The sequence below is a fragment of the Microbulbifer harenosus genome (assembly GCF_005771435.1).
Classification (GTDB): Bacteria; Pseudomonadota; Gammaproteobacteria; order Pseudomonadales; family Cellvibrionaceae; genus Microbulbifer; species Microbulbifer harenosus.
On record NZ_VANI01000005.1, the window covers coordinates 203,015 to 224,258 of the forward strand.

The 21,244-nt window shown below is 58.8% G+C and carries 19 protein-coding genes; 13 read left to right on the forward strand and 6 right to left on the reverse strand.

Annotation, left to right across the window (positions count from 1 at the left end):
• Positions 1-98 precede the first annotated feature (98 nt).
• From FDY93_RS05415 to FDY93_RS05425, 3 genes are read left to right on the forward strand one after another with little or no spacing between them, the layout of a single operon-like run.
• The gene (locus tag FDY93_RS05415) at positions 99-1,235 is read left to right on the forward strand and encodes an efflux RND transporter periplasmic adaptor subunit (RefSeq protein WP_138234723.1); all 1,137 of its coding nucleotides are present in this window, start codon (positions 99-101) and stop codon (positions 1,233-1,235) included.
• Entirely contained in the window at positions 1,235-4,402 is a 3,168-nt protein-coding gene (locus tag FDY93_RS05420) for an efflux RND transporter permease subunit (RefSeq protein ID WP_138234724.1), read from the forward strand. The genes FDY93_RS05415 and FDY93_RS05420 overlap by 1 nt, the downstream gene beginning before the upstream one ends.
• Positions 4,402-4,986, forward strand: a complete 585-nt coding sequence (locus FDY93_RS05425) for an exopolysaccharide biosynthesis protein (RefSeq protein WP_138234725.1) — start codon at positions 4,402-4,404, stop codon at positions 4,984-4,986. Before FDY93_RS05420 ends, FDY93_RS05425 begins: the two co-directional genes overlap by 1 nt.
• Positions 4,987-5,006: 20 nt before the next feature.
• Here the strand turns inward: FDY93_RS05425 and FDY93_RS05430 are convergent, their stop codons facing one another.
• A complete protein-coding gene (locus FDY93_RS05430) occupies positions 5,007-5,603 on the reverse strand; it encodes a CPBP family intramembrane glutamic endopeptidase (protein WP_138234726.1) in 597 nt (198 codons plus the stop codon).
• A 307-nt stretch (positions 5,604-5,910) separates the two neighbouring features.
• Here FDY93_RS05430 and ahpC point away from each other — a divergent pair, with 307 nt between their 5' ends.
• The 5 genes from ahpC to FDY93_RS05455 all read left to right on the forward strand — a co-directional run bounded on the left by ahpC (position 5,911) and on the right by FDY93_RS05455 (position 10,550).
• Positions 5,911-6,477, forward strand: a complete 567-nt coding sequence (gene ahpC, locus FDY93_RS05435) for an alkyl hydroperoxide reductase subunit C (protein WP_138234727.1) — start codon at positions 5,911-5,913, stop codon at positions 6,475-6,477.
• A gap of 217 nt (positions 6,478-6,694) precedes the next feature.
• On the forward strand, positions 6,695-8,278 hold the full coding sequence (ahpF, locus tag FDY93_RS05440; RefSeq protein WP_138234728.1) for an alkyl hydroperoxide reductase subunit F: 1,584 nt from the start codon (positions 6,695-6,697) through the stop codon (positions 8,276-8,278).
• A gap of 311 nt (positions 8,279-8,589) precedes the next feature.
• The gene (locus FDY93_RS05445) at positions 8,590-9,168 is read left to right on the forward strand and encodes a YceI family protein (RefSeq protein WP_138234729.1); all 579 of its coding nucleotides are present in this window, start codon (positions 8,590-8,592) and stop codon (positions 9,166-9,168) included.
• A 259-nt stretch (positions 9,169-9,427) separates the two neighbouring features.
• Complete coding sequence (locus FDY93_RS05450; protein ID WP_138234730.1) at positions 9,428-9,973, forward strand: DUF2058 domain-containing protein; 546 nt, start codon at positions 9,428-9,430, stop codon at positions 9,971-9,973.
• Between the two features lie 16 nt (positions 9,974-9,989).
• A complete protein-coding gene (locus FDY93_RS05455; RefSeq protein WP_138234731.1) occupies positions 9,990-10,550 on the forward strand; it encodes a DUF1415 domain-containing protein in 561 nt (186 codons plus the stop codon).
• 38 nt (positions 10,551-10,588) lie between these two features.
• Here the strand turns inward: FDY93_RS05455 and FDY93_RS05460 are convergent, their stop codons facing one another.
• From FDY93_RS05460 to FDY93_RS05470, 3 genes are read right to left on the reverse strand one after another with little or no spacing between them, the layout of a single operon-like run.
• Positions 10,589-12,370: a SulP family inorganic anion transporter gene (locus tag FDY93_RS05460; protein WP_342776600.1), complete on the reverse strand. Its 1,782-nt coding sequence runs from the start codon at positions 12,368-12,370 to the stop codon at positions 10,589-10,591.
• A gap of 25 nt (positions 12,371-12,395) precedes the next feature.
• A complete protein-coding gene (locus tag FDY93_RS05465; protein ID WP_246068469.1) occupies positions 12,396-12,818 on the reverse strand; it encodes a protein tyrosine phosphatase family protein in 423 nt (140 codons plus the stop codon).
• 14 nt (positions 12,819-12,832) lie between these two features.
• Positions 12,833-13,711 (reverse strand): MBL fold metallo-hydrolase, encoded by an 879-nt coding sequence (locus FDY93_RS05470; RefSeq protein ID WP_138234732.1) that lies wholly within the window; start codon positions 13,709-13,711, stop codon positions 12,833-12,835.
• A 104-nt stretch (positions 13,712-13,815) separates the two neighbouring features.
• Between FDY93_RS05470 and FDY93_RS05475 the strand changes: the two genes are divergently transcribed.
• From FDY93_RS05475 to FDY93_RS05495, 5 genes are all read left to right on the forward strand, one after another.
• Positions 13,816-14,130: an ArsR/SmtB family transcription factor gene (locus FDY93_RS05475; RefSeq protein ID WP_138234733.1), complete on the forward strand. Its 315-nt coding sequence runs from the start codon at positions 13,816-13,818 to the stop codon at positions 14,128-14,130.
• Between the two features lie 9 nt (positions 14,131-14,139).
• Entirely contained in the window at positions 14,140-14,574 is a 435-nt protein-coding gene (locus FDY93_RS05480; protein WP_138234734.1) for a YeeE/YedE family protein, read from the forward strand.
• Between the two features lie 3 nt (positions 14,575-14,577).
• Entirely contained in the window at positions 14,578-15,009 is a 432-nt protein-coding gene (locus FDY93_RS05485; RefSeq protein WP_138234735.1) for a YeeE/YedE family protein, read from the forward strand.
• A 93-nt stretch (positions 15,010-15,102) separates the two neighbouring features.
• On the forward strand, positions 15,103-16,839 hold the full coding sequence (locus tag FDY93_RS05490) for a SulP family inorganic anion transporter (RefSeq protein ID WP_246068470.1): 1,737 nt from the start codon (positions 15,103-15,105) through the stop codon (positions 16,837-16,839).
• Positions 16,840-16,904: 65 nt separating this feature from the next.
• Complete coding sequence (locus tag FDY93_RS05495) at positions 16,905-19,160, forward strand: ATP-dependent helicase (RefSeq protein ID WP_138234736.1); 2,256 nt, start codon at positions 16,905-16,907, stop codon at positions 19,158-19,160.
• 71 nt (positions 19,161-19,231) lie between these two features.
• Here FDY93_RS05495 and FDY93_RS05500 read toward each other — a convergent pair whose 3' ends face one another.
• Complete coding sequence (locus tag FDY93_RS05500; protein ID WP_138234737.1) at positions 19,232-19,930, reverse strand: DUF4919 domain-containing protein; 699 nt, start codon at positions 19,928-19,930, stop codon at positions 19,232-19,234.
• Positions 19,911-21,176: a patatin-like phospholipase family protein gene (locus FDY93_RS05505; protein WP_138234738.1), complete on the reverse strand. Its 1,266-nt coding sequence runs from the start codon at positions 21,174-21,176 to the stop codon at positions 19,911-19,913. Before FDY93_RS05505 ends, FDY93_RS05500 begins: the two co-directional genes overlap by 20 nt.
• Positions 21,177-21,244: the final 68 nt, after the last annotated feature.

Genomic DNA, 21,244 nt, shown 5'->3' on the forward strand with positions numbered 1-21,244 from the left:
TCTTATTTAAGGCCTGCACGATTTCCGAATCCCATCGCGTCATCACGGTACGTGGCGCGATTACTACACTAGCCACATACAATTTATGAACTTGGCTCATGTGGTCTTTCAAACTCCTTTTTACAGCCCTGCTCACCTTTCTCGCTTTTACCGGTGCGATCGTCGCATATGCGGCCGGTGACGCCACCGCAGCGGCACCCATGGCCGTTGAGGGCGTGATTGCAAAGCGGCAGCCATTGATCGAGGAGGTCCCTGTCACCGGAACCATCAACCCGTTGCGGCAAGCGCTACTGTCCGCGGAGGTTGCCGGCCTGATCCACGAGATCCACACCGACATCGGCGACCGCGTGCAGAAAGGTGACCTGTTGCTGAAACTGGACCCGGAACTCAGCAGCATCAACCGCGACGCGGCGCTCGCCGAGGTGGCGCGGGTGCGCGAGACGGTGGCGGACAGCCGCCGGCGCCTGGCAGAACTGCAGCGGCTGCTGGGGGACAAGCATGTGGCCGAGACGGAGGTGGAAAGCCTGGGCTCCGAAGTGCGCGAGCGCAGCGCACAATTGCAGGCCGCGCAGGTGGAAACCGAACGTCTGAGCGCCCTGCTCCGACGGCACCGGGTCGACGCCCCGTTTTCCGGCATCATCAGCCTGCGGGAAGTGGACGTAGGCGAGTGGGTCGAACCGGGCACGGCGCTGTTCGAACTGGTGGACACGGATTCACTGCGCGCGGATTTCCAGGTGCCGCAGCGATACTATCCCCGCATCCGGCCACAGACCCGCATCCGCGTAACGCTCGACAACGGCCAGACCCTGAATACGCGGGTGGAGCACAAGATACCGGTCAGCCGCAGTGGCAGCCGCACCTTCCTGCTGCGTACTGTGATCGACGCCGGTTCACGGAATCCCCCGGAACTGATACCCGGCATGTCCGCTTCCGCGGTGCTGCAACTGAAAAGCGACAGAGAGGGCATCGCGGTGCCTCGCGATGCGGTGCTGCGCTATCCCGACGGGCGCATTACCGTGTGGGTCGCCGCGGCAGGCAGCGACTGGGGCGTGCCGGTGAACGTGCGCGAGCAGCAGGTGACTACTGGCCTCAGCTTCAACGGTATGATCGAAATCCGCTCAGGCATCGAGGCCGGTGAGCGCGTGATCGTGCGCGGCAACGAGAGCCTGCAACCTGGGCAGCAGGCCGTTCTCAAACCGGCGCCAATTGCAACTTCAGAGGCGGATAACCGCTGATGTTCGAGCAGATCGTTAGGCACGGAATTCTTGTCACCGTGACGGTGCTGATTATTGGGATTCTCGGGCTGGTGGCGGCGTTCCGCATTCCCGTGCAGATGATTCCGGACCTCGAGGTGCGCACCATCTCCATCCGCACCAGCTGGCCCGGCGCGACCCCGCAGGACATTGAAAAGGAAATCCTGATCGAGCAGGAGGAATACCTGCGCAACATTCCCTACTTGCAGGAACTGCAGTCCACCGCCGATCTCGGCTCCGCGGATATCGAGCTGGAATTCCCCTTCGGGGTGGATATCCTTGAGACCCAGATCCGCGTCAACAACGCCCTCACCCAGGTGCCCTCCTACCCGGAAAATGTGGACGAACCACGGGTATACGCCACCTCGTTTTCCTCCAACGCCTTCATGTACTACCGGGTGTCGCCCCTGCCGGGCAACCCGCGCGGCCTGGACATGGATATGCTGCGGGACTATGTGGAAGATAACGTGCGCCCGCGCATGTCCGGCGTACCCGGCGTCGCACAGGTGGATGTGGGCGGCGGTGCCGAACGCCAGATCCAGATTCGTCTCAAGCCCGAGCGGCTCGCCGAGCGCAATCTCACTCTCGCGGAGGTGCGCGCGGCGATTGGTGCGCGCAACCGGGATATTTCCGGTGGCGAAGTGGAGAGCGGCAAGCGCCGCTATCTGCTGCGCACACTGGGGCGGTTCAAGGATCTGGAAGAACTGCGTGCGCTGATCCTGCGCCGCGATGGCGACGGTATTGTGTATCTTCGCGACGTGGCCGAAATCACACTGGATCATTTCAAGATCCGCAGCAGCGCCTACGTCAACGGCCTCCCGGTCATCAGCCTGTCCATCCGCCGCGAGAGCGGCTCCAACGTCATCGACATCAAGCGGGCCATGGTGCAGGAAGTCGAGCGCATCAACCGCGAGCTGCTGGTGCCCCAGGGCATGCAGCTCTCGCTGACCGCCGACGACGTGGGATATGTGCAGGCCTCCATATTCAATGTGTGGAAAAATCTCGCTCTGGGCGCCCTCCTCGCCACCGCTATCATGTACTGGTTTCTGCGCTCGTTTCGCACAACGGCGCTGGGTGTTGTCGGCATTCCCATCTGTACCATTGCCGCGTTTATCGGCCTTCTGATTGCCGGGCGCACCATCAATGTCATATCCCTGGCCGGCGTGGCCTTCTCCATTGGTATGACCCTGGACAACAGCATCGTGGTGCTGGAGAGCATTGAGCTCGAGCGCCGCCGCGGTCTCAATCGGCTGGACGCGGCCATCAGCGGTGTGAAAAAGGTGTGGCCGGCAGTGCTGGCCTCTACCCTTACCACGGTGATGGTGTTCCTGCCGGTGGTATTTATCGCCGAGGAAGCCGGGCAACTGTATTCCGATATCGCCATCGCCATTTCCGCGTCCATCCTGATGTCCATGCTGGTGGCGATCACCGTGATCCCCACCGCCAGTGCGCGCCTCAAATTTGACGGTACCAGCGCCGACAATATCGAGCACAGTAAACTGCGTCACGCGGTCATCGACCGGATTCAGTGGTTGCTAGCCTCACCCGCAAGGCGCCTTTACTGCATCGCCTTCACCGCGGCCACCAGCCTCGCCATTGTCCTGCTGCTGACACCGCCGGCGGAGTACCTTCCGGAAGGTGAAGAGGCGAAAACCTTTGCCAGCATGAATGCGCCCCCCGGCTACAACCTGGCCACCATGAAGGAAATCGCCCTCGAATTGCAGGCGTATTTTCTGCCCTATGTGGAACAGGAGCCGGCAGCGTTCGACCGCGGCGACGCGGAAGTACCGCCGATGAAGTTTTTTATTATCAGCGTGTCGCCCCAGAGCCTGCGCATCATCGCGGAGACGAAAGATCCCAGGCACATCGACGAGCTCATGAGCATCATTGTGCAGAAATACGAGAGCTACCCCGGTATGCGCGCCTTCGCCACCCGCGGTTCCATCATCAGCAGCAACGACGGCGGCACCCGCAGTGTCAACCTGGATATTTCCGGCGCGAACCTCGCGGACCTTTATCAGGTTGCGCGCACCGCCTACAGCCGCGCCCAGGAAATTTTCGACAATCCGAATATCCAGACCCAACCCGCGAGCCTCTCGCTGGCGCAGCCGCTGCTGGAAGTGAAACCGAACTGGGAGCGCGCCGCGGAAGTGGGCATGAGTGCAGAAGACATCGGTTTCGCCGTTGCGGCACTGACCGACGGCGCCTTCGTCAATGAGTTCTTTCTGGACGACGACAAGATCGATATCTACCTGTACAACCGGCAGGGCCCGGAAGCCACCATCGAGACCCTGGAACAGATCTTTGTCTACACTCCCAGCGGCGCCGTGTTGCCGCTGTCGGAACTGGCGGATATCGAGGAAACCGTGGATACCGCCACCGTGCGCCGCATCGATGGCCGTCGCACCGTTACCCTGAACATCATTCCGCCCCGCGCCGTGGCGCTTGAAACCGGCGTGGAAAAAGTGCGTACGGAACTGGTGCAGTTCATGCGCGACAACGGCCAGGTGCCGCTTGGTGTTTCCATGAATATCTCCGGTGCCGCCGACCAACTGGATGCCACCCGCGCTTCTCTCGGCAACAACTATCTGGTGGCGCTTGCCATCATCTACCTGTTGATGGTGGCGATCTTTGCACACTGGGGTTACCCACTGCTGATCATGACCACCATACCCTTGGGCATCGCCGCGGGGATCGCCGGGTTGGCACTGCTGAATTTTGTCGGCGCCAGCTTGCGCAACATGGGGTTTGAAGGCGTGCACCAACCGTTCGACATGATCTCCATGCTCGGATTCCTGATCCTCATGGGCACCGTAGTCAACAACCCCATCCTGATCGTGCACCGGGCCATTTCCAATGTAAAAGAAGACGGTATGCACGCCGTGGCAGCGGTACAGGAAGCAGTGGACTCCCGCCTGCGCCCCATCGCCATTTCCACCATCACCACCATCTGCGGGCTGGCACCGCTGGTGTTTCTGCCTGGTGCCGGTACCGAGCTCTATCGGGGCGTGGGTGTGATTGTGATGGCGGGGATTATCGGCGCAACGGTGGTGACGCTGACCATGCTGCCGGCGTTGACGGTATTCGTACTGGAGTGGCACGAACGACATACCCGAAAGCAGGAACACCACGACCACAGCACTACGTGATGGCAAATGAAATCAAAAATCTGAGCCAACTGCTGCGGCAACTTGAGCAGCTTGCGCCGGAACAGGACCGTATATCCCTCGCTCAGGTTCTTGAAGTACTGGGGCAACGCTCCTTCGCCCCGCTGATACTGATTGCCGGACTCATACTCTTCTCACCACTGTCCGGTATCCCCGGCATGCCCACATTGATGGGCCTGCTTATTCTGCTGGCTTCCCTACAAATGCTGTTACTGCGCCGGCACCTGTGGTTACCCAGGTGGCTCCTGCAAAAATCCACCAGCGGCACCCGCTTTCACAGCACCCTGCTGTGGCTGCAGCGGCCGGCCGCGTTTGTTGACCGCTGGCTGCAGCCGCGCCTGCCGCTACTGGTTTACCGAAGTGGGACTTACCTGATTGCCCTGGTATGCACCGCGATAGCCCTGGCATTACCCGCCATGGAAATATTGCCTTTTTCCGCCACCATCGCCGGTATTGCGCTCACCGCGTTCGGGCTTGCGCTTGTTGCCCACGACGGTGTGTTGGCACTGGTGGCATTGATGGTGACGGCATCCGTCGTGTTACTCGCGTTGCAGCTATGGATCTGAAATGGACGGAATGCCGAGAGTTACCGCGGCTTATCCACCACATCTGGGTATACCCCAAGGCGCTGTGGAAATTTCGCCAACACGCCGAGCGCAATCAGGTCGTACACACCGTGCCAGACGACCACGGCGAGCAGGCTTTCGCTTAACCAATACACCAAGCCGAGAACAAGCCCCATCACTGCAGTAATCAGAAAATAAATGAACGAGGCATAGTGGAGCAAACCAAAAACTACGGATGCCACCACCAGCCCCACGATGGGTGCACTGGGCGTAAACAAAGACGCGATCCAGGGTTGTAAAAAGCCACGGAACAACAGCTCTTCGCAGACACCAGCAGCCAGTGCAAGCACGGCAATCTGCCACCAGTTCAAGTGGCGAAATGCCAGGTGCAATTTTTTGCAGTGATCCCGCAGTGTCGCGCCAAAATCGGAATTGGAAACGGTAATCGCGCGGGCGATCCAGTAGCTAACCAATGCGCCGGTAATCCCGAGCGCAATATACAGCGGTGCGCTACCGATACCCCAGGACACATCAATACGGCTGAAATAAAGACCGGCCCAGGCAACGGCCGCCACGACAGCCTGAATACTGAGCGCCATCACGAGTATCTGCTTCACCGAAACTTCCGTTTGCACCTACCCATGGTGTCCTCGCCTGCGTCTTCCATTTCTGCCTCGATAAATGACCGACTGGTCTCCGTGTGCCGTCAATCCGGCGCTATCCGCTGAGTTTGCCGCATCTGTAAGAAACGACCAAAAGCACCAAAAGCTATGAAAAAGCACTTATCTATCGACCATAGCTATCAGACTCATAGAAATCAATTATTTTTATCAAAAACCGTAAGCTAATAGTATTTCTCCCGTACCCGATAACCCACGCCCCAAACCACGGGGCAAAACTTCTCTCAGGAGATTTGGAAATACCATGGCTAACTACATCAACAGCGAAATCAAACCCTTCAAAGCCAAAGCCTACCAGGCTGGCGACTTCTTCGACGTTTCTGACGCGGACCTGAAAGGCAAGTGGTCTGTGGTGTTCTTCTACCCGGCCGACTTCACCTTCGTGTGCCCGACCGAACTTGGCGACCTGGCGGACAACTACGCCGAATTCCAGAAGCTGGGTGTAGAGATCTACTCGGTCTCCACCGACACCCACTTCACCCACAAGGCGTGGCACGACACCTCCGAGACCATCGGCAAGATCCAGTTCCCGATGATCGGCGACCCCACCGGCACCATCACCCGCAACTTCGGTGTGATGATCGAGGAAGAAGGCATCGCCGACCGCGGCACCTTCGTGATCGACCCGGAAGGCAAGATCCAGATTGTGGAGATCAACGCCGGCGGTATCGGCCGCGACGCACAGGACCTGCTGCGCAAGATCAAAGCCGCCCAGTACGTTGCCGCCCACCCGGGTGAAGTGTGCCCGGCCAAGTGGAAAGAAGGCGAAGCGACTCTGGCTCCTTCCCTGGATCTCGTAGGCAAAATTTAAAGAACTGCCTTCTTGGGTTAATTCAATGAGTTGAACTATCCGAGAAGGTGCTGATGCCGGGTATTGCCTTGTGAGACCTTCCGCGAGAGGGACCTCGCGGAAGAGCCCCCATGGATGGGTTCACGGCGTGTCTCACAAGGCAATACCCGGTAGCAGTACCGCCACAAAACTTCGAATAGAACCACGAAGACTCACCCCCAAATTTCAGGACACACCGATGTTGGACGCAAACGTAAAGAAACAACTGGACACCTATCTGCAGAATATCGTCACTCCGATTGAGATCAGTGTGTCCGCCGACAGCAGCCCCAAGGCTGTTGAACTGAACAACCTCGCCAGCGAAATCGCCGGCCTCTCCAGCAAGATTGAAGTAAAGCAGGAGAGCCGCAAGCGCACCCCGAGTATGGCCATCGCGCCTGTCGGAGAAACCCCGCGCGTCAGCTTCGCCGGCATCCCCATGGGCCACGAATTCACCTCCCTGGTACTCGCCCTGCTCCAGGCCGGCGGCCATCCGTCCAAGGCGGACCCGGCGCTGCAGGAGCAGATCCGCAACATCCAGGGCGAATACCACTTTGAAACCTACATCTCGCTGTCGTGCCAGAACTGCCCGGACGTGGTCCAGGCGCTGAACCTGATGGCGAAACTGAACCCGAACATCACCCACGAGATGATCGACGGCGCCCTGTTTCAGGACGAAGTGGAGCAGCGCCAGATCATGGCGGTGCCCGCGGTGTACCTGAATGGCGAACACTTCGGCCAGGGTCGTATGAGCCTTGAAGAAATTGTGGCCAAGATCGACACCGGTGCCGAGCAGCGCAAGGCCGCTGAACTGAGTGAGCGCGAGCCCTACGATGTGCTGGTACTTGGCGGCGGCCCCGCCGGTGCGGCGGCGGCCATTTACACCGCGCGTAAGGGCATCCGCACCGCGCTGGTAGCAGAGCGCTTCGGTGGCCAGGTGATGGATACCGTGGGTATCGAGAACTTCATCTCCGTGCCCTACACCGAGGGCCCGAAACTGGCCGCGGGTCTCGAGCAGCACGTGAAGGAGTACGGTGTGGACATCATCACCGGACAGCGTGCCGCCCAGTTAAAACGCGACAAGTTGATTGAGCTGCAGCTCCAGAGCGGCGCGACCCTCGCGAGCAAATCCGTGATCCTTGCCACCGGTGCGCGCTGGCGCGAGCTGGGCGTGCCCGGCGAGGCCGAGTACCGCACCAGGGGCGTGGCCTACTGCCCTCATTGCGACGGGCCCTTCTTCAAGGGCAAGTCGGTGGCGGTGGTCGGCGGTGGCAACTCCGGAATTGAAGCAGCCATCGACCTCGCCGGCATCGTCAAACACGTGACCGTGCTGGAATTCGCCGACACCCTGCGTGCCGATGAGGTGCTGGTGCGCAAGGCCCGTTCCATGGCCAACATCGACATCATTACCAATGCGCAGACCACCGAAGTGCTCGGCGACGGCAGCAAGGTGAATGGCTTGCGCTACACCGATCGTGTCAGCGGTGAGAGCAGGCAGCTGGAACTCGCCGGGATCTTCGTGCAGATCGGCCTGGTGCCGAATACTGAGTTCCTCAAAGACAGCGGCCTGGAAATGAACCGGATGGGCGAGATCGTGATCGACGGCCGCGGTGCCACCTCCATCCTTGGCGTGTTTGCCGCCGGCGACGCCACCACGGTGCCCTACAAGCAGATCGTGATCTCCATGGGTGCCGGAGCCACGGCCGCACTGGGCGCCTTCGACTACCTGATCCGCACCTCGGTGGCTGACGAGCCGGCAGAGGCCCTGTCGCTGGCGAGCTGATCGCAACACAGACCCCAAACTCGGATACCGGTTTCCCAGCAGTATCCGGGCCTCCTCCGGCGGCTCCCCGGCCGCCACCCCTGGGAATCTCTCTCTACGAGAGCCATCCTCAACTTGCAGCCGGCCCCGCGCCGGCTTTTTTTGTAAGACGTACATACATAATTCACCATCCTTTACTGGCCTACAGACGCGCCGGCTGATAGTGTTTCTCATCTGGAACTGATTGGCCGTGTCCGGTCGCCCTGCCGTATTCCCGGCACGGGCTCGCGATGCACCCGCTATTAACGATTGGTTGAAACAGGAGAATCACCATGTCCTTCAAGTCCTTTGCTCTGGCGTCCCTGCTCGCCCTGCCCGCTTCTGCATTCGCCGACTGGCAGCTGGCCGGTGACGACTCCAGCGTCAACTTTGTTTCCGTCAAGAAAGCGAACATCGCCGAGATGCACCACTTCAAGAGCCTGAGTGGCAACATCTCCGACGCGGGCAAGGCGCAGCTGGTCATCGACCTGGCAAGCGTGGAAACCAATATCCCCATCCGCAACGAGCGCATGCAGCAGATGCTGTTCGAGACTGCCAAGTTCGCCAAGGCCACCATCAGCGCCGATGTGGATGCGGCCAAACTGAAAGCCCTGAAGCCGGGCCAGACGGCGTCTATCAGCGCGGATATCACCGTTGACGTACACGGCCAGCAGCAGTCCGAAAAGGCGACCCTGCAGGTCACCGGTCTGGAAGGTGGCAAGCTGCTGGTCACCACAGGCTCCCCCATCGTGATCAACGCCGGCAATTACAAACTGCTGGAGGGCATTGAAAAGCTGCGTCAGGTAGCCGGTCTCGACAGCATCAGCCCGATCGTGCCGGTGACGGCAAAGTTGGTATTTGCACAGAACTAAGAACCCTTCAGTTCAATCTGATTTCGTGGCAGTGCCATGCCGGCACAGCCTTGCAAGACACGAGCTAGGCGCCCCCCTCAACCCATCCATGGGGGCTCTTCCGCTCGGCCCTTCTCGCGGAAGGTCTTGCAAAGCTGTGCCGGCAGCGCCACCTTCACATCCGACACCAGAGTTCTTAACTCGTTGAACCCATCTACTGCGATCCTCCCCCGAAATCCGCTAGAATTCCCGCCAGAACTTTCCGATCAGGTATGTACCCATGGCATCACTCCAGGACCAACTGCTCAAGGCCGGACTGGTAGACGGCAAGAAAGCCAAGCAGATCAGCAAGGAAAAGCGCAAGCAGAACAAAGTGGCCAAGAAGTCTGGCGATGTGCAGGTGGATGAAGCCAAGCTCGCCGCCGAACAGGCTCGCGCTGAAAAGGTTGCCCGCGACCGCGAACTGAACGCCCAGCGCGAAGCCGCAGCGCAGCAGAAAGCCATCGCCGCACAGATCAAACAGCTGATTGAGCGCAACAAACAGCCCAAGGGCGCCAGTGGCCAGAACGATATTGCCTACCACTTCACCTTCGACAAGAAAGTGAAAAAACTGTATGTCTCCGCCGCGGTGCAGGACCACCTGATTGCCGGCCGCCTGCTGATTGTCGGGGAAGGAGAACATTTCGAGCTGGTACCGCGGGTGATCGCCGACAAGATCGCCGAGCGCAATCCGGCCATGGTGGTCCAACCACCCGCGCAGTCTGCTCCGGTGGAGGAAGACGATCCCTACGCGGGCTACGAAATCCCCGACGATTTGATGTGGTAAGCCGGGTCAGGTTGTTATGACAGACAGCGATCCGGTCATCGCTCAGGTACAACAGTGGCTGCAGGACGTTGTGGTAGGGCTGAACCTCTGCCCCTTCGCCCGCAAGCCGCTGCGCGCCGGACAGATCCGTTTTGTGGTAAGCGACGCCGCCGGCGAGAAGTGCAACGAGGTGTTGCTGGAAGAGCTGCTACAGGAATTTCAGGTGCTGGACCGCTGCAGCGAAGAGGAAGTGGAAACCACACTGCTGATATTACCCACACAGTTGCGGGACTTTCACGACTACAATTTTTTTCTCGACGACGCCGAGTGGTTACTGCAGCGCCAAGGCTATGAAGGCACCTATCAGATCGCCAGCTTCCACCCGCACTATCAGTTCGCGGGCACGCAACCCGAGGATGCGGAAAACCTGACCAACCGCGCCCCCTATCCGATACTGCATATTCTGCGCGAAGCGAGCCTGGAGCGCGGCCTGAAAAATTACCCCGATCCGGAAAGCATCCCGCACAACAATATTGTGCGGGTGGAATCACTGACCGAGGCGGAACGAAAAGCGCTGTTTCCCTATCTTTTTTCCTGATCGTTTATCGCCCGGCCCGCGCGGAGCTACCAGCCTGCTCAAGATTCGGCACAACCCGAAAAATTTTCCCGCAATTCAGTAAACGCCTGGTACTGGGTAAAGAAAATCTTGCCGGAAATTTCTTCCAGGAAACCGCAGCGCTGCAGCGCATCCATAACAGGCCCCTTCACCTCGGAAAGATGCAGGCAGATACCCGCCTCCTGCAGCTGTTCATTGATGGACTCGAGCGTCTCCAGAGCACTCCAGTCGATTTCATTGATGGCGCTGCACATCAGGATGACGTGGCGCAACTCCGGTGTTGCCGCCACATCGCGATAGATGCGCTCTTCCAGAAAGGCAGCGTTGGCAAACATCAGGCTTTCATCCACCCGAATACTGAGTATCTGCGGCATCGTCATAACCTGATGGCGCTCGACGTTGCGGAAGTGTTCGGTCCCCTCCACCAACCCCACCTCTGCTATGTGCGGTTTGGAGGTGCGGTACAGAAACAATACGATCGACGCCAGTACGCCGCAGGAAACCCCGATCTCCACCCCGAACAGCAGCGTCACCACGATGGTCACCAGCACCGCAAAGAAATCGCTCGGCGAGTAGCGCCAGGTTTTTTTCAGGATGGAGAAATCCACCAGCGACAACACCGCGACAATAATGGTCGCCGCCAGTGTTGCCTTCGGCAGAAAGTAAAGGAACGGCGTCAGGAACATGGCCGCAAGCGCGATGCCGATGGCGGTGAAAACACTGGCGAGCTGCGTTTCCGCGCCGGCATCGAAGTTGACCACGGAGCGGGAAAAGCCGCCGGTCACCGGAAAGCCTCCGGAAATACCCGAAGCGAGATTGGCACTGCCGAGGCCGATCAGTTCCTGGTTCATGTCTATTTTCTGGCGTCGCCTGGCCCCCAGGGTCTTGCCCACCGAGACCGATTCCACATAGCCGATCACGGAAATCATCACTGCAGGCAGTGCCAGCTGCTCCACCAGGGCCCAGCTGAAGTGCGGCCACTGCAGTTGTGGCAGGCCACTGGGAATCGCCCCCACCAACTGCACCCCTTTGCCCTCCAGATCCAGACCGGAAGCCAGCACAATGGTAGCCAGTACCCCCACCACTGGCGCGGCCTTCACTAACAGGGACGCGGTTTCCTTCGACAGGGACACGCGCTGCAATAAGGTCACCGCGCCGGAGCGCGCCCACACCAAAAACAGCACGACCGCAATGCCAAGCAACAGCGTAATGGGATTCCAGTCCGCCAGATTCTGCACCATGCCTTGTATAAGCGCCGGCAGGCTCTCGCCGCTGGCGGAAATCCCAAGCAAATGCTTTAGCTGGCTGAATGCGATCAGAATCCCGGAGGCTGTGATAAATCCGGATATCACCGGGTGCGACAGGAAGTTGGCGAGGAACCCGAGGCGCAACACCCCGAGCAGCGCCAGAAAGCCACCGGACAACAATGCCAGCACTGCCGCCGCTGCAAGATAATCGGCGGTGCCCTGCGCGGCCACCTGCCCGAGCGCCGCCGCGCTCATCAGCGATGCGACCGCCACCGGACCCACCGACAAGGTGCGACTGCTGCCGAACACGGCGTAGGCAATCAAGGGCGTGATACTGGCGTAAAGACCAACCTCCGCCGGCAGGCCAGCCAGCAGTGCGTAGGCCAGCGACTGCGGAATCAGCATCACGGTAACCACTGCGGATGCCAACAAGTCTCGCCGCAGCGCCGCGCCGGAATATCCGGGAAGCCAAGCGAATATTGGCAGGTACCGACGTATCCACTGCGCTGATACACCTTTATTCGTTACCAAACTCGCAAGATGTCTCGCTTTCACGTATTGGGTACCGCCCGCTCTTTGATCAATAAGTCACAAGTACGCCAGAAATGTCATAACCGGCCTTTTGTGCGGCGGCCTGCAGTGCGCGCTTGTCGGATCCCTGAAGACAACGCGCCGCAGCCCACAGGTTGCAGGAGCGATTGCCGGTGCGACAGAAGGCGTGAATGCGCTTGCCGTTTTTTAGTAATTCGGCAAATGCCTCGCTGTGGGTGGGTTGCATCTGACCGCGGGAAAATGGAATTGCGGCAAATTCAAGACCCGCCTCGCGGGCAGCATCTTCAAGCTCTGCAAACGTCGGCAGGTTTTCCGACTCATGCTCTGGACGATTGCACACCAGTAGTTCCACTCCGGCACCGGCCAGGGCCTGAATCGCGCCCGGCGGCAGTTCTTCCGAAACACTTACCTGTTGGTCCAGCATTTTAAATTCCATAGTGATCTCGCTCATTGTTGATCCGGGAGTCAAAGTTTGTTGATCGGCACTTTCAGGTACACGGTGCCGTTGTCTTCGGCAGGCGGCATCTGGCCGGCGCGGATATTGACCTGAATGGAAGGAATGATCAGGCGCGGCATTCCCAGCGTCGCATCGCGCTCGGTGCGCATCTTCACGAACTGCGCTTCGCTGATGCCGTCCTTCAGGTGAATGTTGCTGCGTTTCTGCTCGCCCACCGTTGTTTCACAATGGTGGGGGCGGCTGCCATCCGGGGGATAGTCATGGCACATGAACATGCGGGTCTGCTCCGGCAGCTCCAGCAGCCTGCGCACCGACCGGTAAAGCGATCGCGCGTCGCCGCCGGGGAAATCACAGCGGGCACTGCCCACGTCCGGCAGGAACAGGGTGTCTCCCACAAACAGTGCGTCGCCAATTAACCAGGCCATGTCCGCAGGCGTATGACCGGGTACATAGATCACGCGTCCTTCCAGGTCGCCGATGCGAAAGGTCTCGTTTTCCGCGAACAAATGGTCGAACTGGGAACCGTCTACGAGGAATTCTTTCTCCAGATTGAACACGCTGCGGAAGATGCCTTGAACCTGCGTAATGTGATCGCCAATCGCGATCCTGCCGCCAAGTTGCGCGCGGATAAATGGCGCCGCGGACAAGTGATCCGCATGGGCGTGGGTTTCGAGCACCCACTCGACCGCGAGGTCTTTTTGCCGCACAAATGCGACGATTTTCTCAGCGCCCGCCGTGGAGGTGCGACCGGAAGCCTGATCAAAATCCAGCACCGGGTCGATGACCGCTGCACTGCCACCTTCGCGGTCGTAGACGACGTAACTCCAGGTTTCTGTCATCTCATCGAGAAACGGCTGAACTTGAGGAAGTACTTTGGTCTGGCTCATGGAAAATTTCCCGTAGGCATTGGATCTTCGAACAATATACCTTTCAATATATTATCTTTCAATATATTATCAACGCCCAGAGTGAAAGCCCCACGGATCAACCCATGCCCGACACCACGGATATCAGTCTCGACAAAATGCGCGCTTCTGCCGGCGATGCATCGCTTATGCTGCGTTCACTGGGCAACCAGGATCGATTGCTCCTGCTGTGTCTGCTGAGTCAGGAAGAGTTGTGTGTCGGCGACCTGGAAGAGCGGCTGGACATTCGCCAGCCCAGCCTCTCGCAGCAACTGGGTGTACTTCGCCGTGAGGGGCTGGTTGAAACCCGCAAGGAAGGTAAACGGGTCTACTATCGGGTAGCTGACCCGAAGGTTCTCACTCTGTTACAGACGCTCTATCAACTTTATTGCGCGGAGTAAGCTGCCACCATGACGATCGACTGGAATGCTTTTACCCCCTACACCGCCCTCGGCGGCGGGGTGCTTATCGGCCTGGCGAGCGCCTGGCTGATTCTTATGAACGGCCGCATCGCAGGAATCTCAGGGATTCTCGGGGGGCTGCTTGACCAGACCTCGGGCGACCGTCGCTGGCGAGCGGCGTTCATACTCGGGCTACTGGCCGGACCGGCCGTTTGGGGGTTGTTTTACACCCTCCCCCCTATCGAGATTCGTGCAACTACGCCTGTATTGATTGCCGCCGGGCTACTGGTGGGCATTGGCACCCGCTACGCAGCTGGCTGCACCAGCGGTCACGGTGTTTGCGGTTTGTCGCGTCTTTCACCGCGTTCCCTCGCCGCCACACTCGCCTTTATGGGCGGCGGCTTTGCCACCGTGTATGTCGTTCGCCACCTGCTGGGAGCCTGACCAATGAACAAACTTTCACTTTCCGCCTTTGCGGCCGGCCTGGTCTTCAGCTTGGGGCTGTTGCTTTCCGGTATGGCCAACCCGGAAAAGGTGCTGGGTTTTCTCGACCTGTTTGGCAACTGGGACCCCTCACTGGCACTCGTAATGGGAGGCGCCATTGCTGTCGGCCTGCCGCTGTTTACCATCGCGAAAAAACGAACCACCTCAATTCTCGGTGCCCCGATTCAATTGCCCAGCAAGCGGGACATCGACCGCAGGCTGATCCTCGGCAGCCTGGCTTTTGGTATCGGCTGGGGGCTCGCCGGTTTCTGTCCGGGCCCGGGTATAGTGGCGGCAGGCGCACTCAAATCCGGAGCCTTCGTGTTTGTCCTTAGTATGATCGGTGGCATGTGGGCCTTTCGCTGGCTGGAAAAACGCCATCGGCCAGCAAACTGATGCGCGAGGATAAAGCGGGGATAGCTGCTGGCGTAGGCCAAGCGCCAGCGACTATCCTGATCAGATACATTGGCCTTGAGTTTCCATTGACACGTGATACGGGTAAAAGCCCCTATACCCCTCTGGCTGAAACAGTATCGCCGCCAGAACCTGTCTGCTGATCTTACCGCCGCTTTGGTATCCGGCATGCTACTGGTCCCCCAGGGGCTCGCCTATGCACTACTTGCCGGTCTCCCGCCACATATCGGCCTCTATGCCAGCCTGCTGCCGTTGATCGCTTATGCCATTTTCGGCAGCAGCAGCGCCATGGCTGTCGGCCCCGCCGCAGTACTCTCATTAATGACCCTGTCCGCGCTGTCTTCCGTTGCACCGGTGGGCAGCCCGGAATATATAGCGGCGGCGATCATGCTTACCCTGCTGAGCGGACTGTTTCTGTTCGCCATGGGACTACTCAAGCTCGGCGCGTTCTCCAACCTCCTGAGCCATCCCGTCATCAATGGCTTTGTCTCCGGCGCCGCCGCATTGATTATTGTCGGCCAATTACCGGCGCTGCTGGGCATTGAGGCGGAGGGCGATACGGCATCGATCAAGCTCCTGCATGTGATCCAACACCTGCCCGAGGCCCACCTTCCCACCATGCTGTTTGGCGTGCTCACCGCGCTCACTCTGGTGGTCAGCCGGATCTGGCTGCCCATGCTGTTGTTCCGTCTCGGCGCACCAAAACAAATTGCGCGCCTGACGGCAAGGTTGATGCCGATGTTACTCGTGCTCTGTGCCATTGCCGTGGTGCACTGGCTGGCATTCGCGGACAAGCTGGAAGTGGTGGGCGACATACCGGCGGGCCTGCCCGCGGTCACCGTGCCCGAACTTGATTGGAACCTGATATACCGGGTGATGCTCCCTGCCCTGATCATTGCGCTGCTGGGTTTTGTTGAGAGCCATTCCATCGCACAGGCTCTCGCCACACGTCGGCGCGAGCGATTGAATGCAGACGGCGAGCTATTGGGGCTGGGTGCGGCCAATATTGCCAGCGCGTTCTCGGGGGGGCTTCCCGTCGCCGGCAGCTTTTCGCGCACGGCCGTCAATGCGGAAGCCGGCGCGGCTTCTCCACTGGCAGGAGTATTTGCCGCATTGCTGATGATTCCAATCCTGCTGTTTCTAACGGGGCTTTTTAGCGACCTGCCACTGACCGTGCTGGCCGCTATCATCATCGTTGCCGCCGCGGGGCTGTTTGATTTCAAGGGGTTTATCCACAACTGGCGCTACGATCGCACCGACGGCCTGGCCATGTTGTTTACCTTCCTCGGAGTACTGCTATTTGGCGTGGAAGTGGGGATTGCACTGGGTATCGGCCTCTCATTCGCAACGCTGATATGGCGCAGTAGCCGGCCACATATTGCCGTGGTAGGCCGAGTGCCAGGCACGGAACATTTCCGCAATGTTCTCCGACACGAGGTGGAAACACGGAAAGAGCTCCTGTTTTTGCGTATCGACGAAAGCCTGTTCTTCAGCAACATAAGCGCGGTGGAAGATCGACTACTGAGCGAACTCAAACGGCATCCGGGCACCCGCCACCTGGTTCTTATTCTCTCCTCCGTGAGCCGTATCGATGGCACCGCGCTGGAGCGGTTACAGCAAATCAACAAGGAGCTGAAGACCCGCGACATCAGCCTGCACCTGGCCGAAGTAAAGGGACCGGTACTCGACCGGCTGAGCCGCTCCAAGCTACTGGAGCAACTGAGCGGCCGGATTTTTCTGTCCTCCTACATTGCGGAGCTGGCCCTGCAAAAAGACAGCGAACAGCCTTCGCCTTCCGGAGAGGCCACATAAAGACTGTACCCTCAGGGAACATACTGGCAATATATCCAGTATTTATCAGCTAGCACAGAGTTTCCATGTCCGGCGAAGCCCCCAATCTCACGGAAGAGCAACAAGCCATCGCCAATCATCCCGGTGGCCACGCAAAGATCATAGCCGTGGCTGGCTCCGGTAAAACTACGGCACTTCTGCACTATATTCGCAACCGTCTGTATGGCGGGGCGGACCCGACGCGCATTCTGGTATTGATGTACAACCGCAGCGCACGCGACGATTTTCACGACCGGTTGCGCGCCCTCTGTGACCATCGGGTACCCGCTGTCCAGACGTTTCACAGCCTCGGTTATCGTCTGTACCAGCAGATGATTGCTCGCAAGCACCTAGCCCCCGCCAATCTCACCCCCTTGCCGCAATCGGTTGTGCAACTGCAGGTCTGGAAGTCCATCGAAGCCTGTGCGCCACCGGCGGAACTCGAAGATATCCGCGCACGCAAACAGTCTGAGACCGAAGCCGCGGAATTTTTTATCGACTACACCAAAACCATACTCTCCGGTGATCTGAGCGCATTCCGCCAACTCGGGCTTGGTGATGAGTATATGTATTTCCTCAAGGTGTTCCGCCATTTTGAAGACTGGCGGCGCAAACAGAATGCAGTGACTTATGCCGACCTGATTTACGACCCCGCGATCCTATTCAGCCTGCAACCGGACATTGCCGAGGAGTACGGCAGCTTTTATCAGGACATACTGGTCGATGAGTATCAGGACATCAACGAGATCCAGCACTTCCTGTTACGCACGATTTACGGCAAATCCGGCAATGTGATCGCGATAGGCGATCCGGACCAGACTATTTATGAATGGCGTGGTTCAAAACCGGATTATCTCTTGCGCCATTTCGATGGCGATTTCCCTCCGTCCAACGTATACCAGTTGAGCCGTACCTTCCGCTACGGCCACAGCCTGTCGCTCGCCGCCAATCATTTCATTCACAATAACCGCGAGCGCGCGGAAATTCTCTGTGTATCCGGCAATCCACAGGCGGAAACCAAGCTGCACCAGGTGGCCACCGGTAACGAAGGCAAATGGCTGGTGGAGCACGTGCGTCGCTGTCGGCAACAGGGCCTTCCCCTGCGGGAAATTGCCGTGCTGGTACGGCTCTGGTCACTGGCCGCACCGCTTGAACTGGCGCTGCTGGCCAACAACATTCCCTACCGTTCCGGCAACCGCAATACCGTTCTCTCAAGAAAGGAATTGCGCCCGTTGTTTTGGAGTCTGAACGTTGCCGCCGGCCGATTCGCCGAGCTCACACCCGCACGGCGCAGCCAGGGTCTCTACGAATGGCTCACTACACCCCACATTCGCATTCCGCGCGCAACCCTGGAGCCACTCTGCGACAAACTTGGGCAATACGAAAAAGACTGGGGGAAAAAGCTGCTCGCGCTGATTCCGGAATCCGTGAGCCAGCCACAGAGCAAACGGCTGCGCCAGCGGGCAGACCTGCTGCAGCAATTGGAAAAATGGCGAGGCCTGGGCGGCGAACTGGTGCGCCGGCAACTGGGTGAACTGGACTACCTGAACGGAATTGGTGAAGACGCCTTCAACCGTCAGCAAGCGGAAGAAAAACAGCAGACCATTCTGGCGTTCTGCCAGTATCTCGACCAGTTGCGGCTGCCGCCCAAAGAAACCCTGGAACACCTGCAGCAACTGCAGCAACAACACCAGAGTGCGGGAAACACGGAAGAAGAAGCCCCCACGGACGCCATTCAGATCACCACGATGCATCAGGCCAAGGGCCTGGAATGGGATCAGGTCATCATTCCCTCGCTCACACTGCACAATATGCCGTACCAGCCACAGCGGGATTTCTCCACGCCGGCCTCCACCGAAAGCGAGCGACGGCTGATGTATGTGGCCATCACGCGGGCGCGAAGACAGCTCTACCTGTTGACGCCGGAACCGGGTGCGGTCAACGGGCAATTGAAAACAACGGGTTCGGACCAGGATCAGAAGCCGTCACTGTTTCTGGACGAAATGCATCTATCGCTCAGCAATCTGCTCGGAGATACTCTGCGGGAAAGGCCCGACAATATCACCACTCAAGTTCCCATTACCCGGCTGGCACTCCGCTACCTGGCAGCCTGCGAATACAACCCGGACATCAACGCCCCACCCGCGGCCCAGAGAAAGCCGCAATTGGGGGAGAGCGTTCACCACCAGAAACTGGGCTATGGACGGGTAATAAAGTGGGAGGATTCCAGAGTAGAAATACTCTTCAGCGACCGCCAGAAACGGCGTTTCGAATGGGAAAAACTCGCCCGATTTTTAATGTAATGGCTCTGATGAGGTAGTAACCCGGCGCAGAGTATTGCCCGATCAGCCGCAGGGCGGGAAATAACGTCGTGTTACTCCGTCGCTGTCCCGCCGCTGGCAAACTGCTGGCTTACGTTGAAAAACAGTGGATACTCTTCCCCGGATTCCGGGTCGCGCACCTGCATCTTGTCGTAGATACCCTGCTTATCGTAAACAATAGACTGATCGAGTACCTGCAGCCCCTTGAGGCGCACGAAACCGCGCAGCTCCGAAGTGCTGATAGTCTGAAACGCGCTGGCCTGGCTTTTTCCATCGCCACTGTTTTCAATGGAAGTCATCAGGCCTTCCACCATATACCGGTGCAGATCCTCGCGATCAAAATCTCCCGCCTGACCACTGCAAACCACACCAATCATATGCGCCTCCAGGCTCATATAATTGTGTTCCAACACCTGATCGACACTGCTTAGGCAGGTTTCAAACTCCGCCTGTTCCACCGCGCTGTATGCTTCCGGCAATCCCTTGAGTTTTACACCACCGTAGGGGTTGTACTCCGGGGATGCCACATAGGCCCGGCGCAACCGGTCAAAATCCAGGGTAAAGCTCAGTTGAAACGCCTCTTCCAAGAGTTGCCGGTACTCGCTCTGGTTTTGCTGACGCAGTGTGGTTTCACGCTCCCGCGCATTCTGGGTAGTACCACAGGCCGCCAACGTTAGCGACACGCCCAATACCAGGCCGCGCACGGACATACCTTGCCGCAAAAACTTGAATTCACGAAGGAGGATTGTCATTACTTGCTTCCGTTACGGGTTTGACCCGTATTCCAAAAAGGCTCTTCGGCTGAGTCTCAACCAATTGTGTACGCGGACGCAGAAATTCGCTCAGTTTATCGCGTTCCCACATGGCGTCCTGGTAACCCAGCTCAATCAATTCATCGACGTAAGGTTTTTCAAATAGCAGATAACTCGCCGCCGACCCGCCGCCACCCGATGTGGTGGCGCCGGTGGAGCGAAACAGCCAACGCAGCGCCGGCGGCAAAAAGCGCACCTTGCGCCCAGCGATCCGGTCCAGACTTTGGCTGGGTTCAATTACTGCCGATTCCACCGCGCGCAGGGGCGCCAATTCTTCCAGCGCCTTCCGCTCCACCGAATCCAGTAGCAGATTGACCCTTTCCAGATGCTCAAGATCCCCCTCGAGACTGTCGATGAAGGCTGCATTAAATAACTGGCCGCCGATCTGTGCCAATGAGGGCGGGTGTTTCGCCACCTTGCGTCGTTTGCCCCAGTGCACCGGCGAGCGATTGTCGGATACACCGACCACAAATACGCGGCTCGCACCCAAATGCAGTGCCGGGCTGATGGGCGCCAGCTGGCGCACTGCACCATCGCCAAAGTACTCATCGCCAAGTTTCACCGCTGGGAACAGCGTTGGAATAGCCGCCGAGGCCATCAGGTGATCCACCGTAAGCCGGGCTCGTTCACCGCAACGTCGGAATCGCCGCCACTCTTTCAGCTCGTCGTGCCCCTGGAAAAAGCTGACAGATTCCCCCTGATGATACGACATGGCATTGACGCTCACCGCACGCAGACGGCCTTCGTCGATATTGCGCTGGATATTGGTGAACGGTATCACTTCCATAACCAGGTCCCGCAACGGACGGTTATCCAGTAACGCCAGCGCCCTGTTGCGCACTACACCGTGGGAGAACAGTGAACGGGTAATGGTGAGGATATTCCCCGCCAGGCTGGTCCAGTTACTGCGATAAATCCGGTCTACCGTCAGCCCCATCCACAAGTCGCACAGGCGCACCACCGCCTCCTTGAAAGTTCCGGGATGGCTCGCCAGCAGCAGCGCATTGACCGCGCCGGCAGAAGTGCCGCAGATAATCTTGAAGGGGTTGGGTTCGGCGTCCGGTACCAGCTCCGCGAGGGCCTTTAAAACCCCCACCTGATAGGCCGCCCGTGCACCGCCGCCGGAGAGCACCAGTGCACCGGTATTGCCACTGTATTGACCTTGTTGGGGGGGCGGAGTATTCACCGACAAAGCTAGCTACCAGATCAACAAAAGGAGGGACAGCATTTCGGCAGGATAGTGTTTCCGATCAA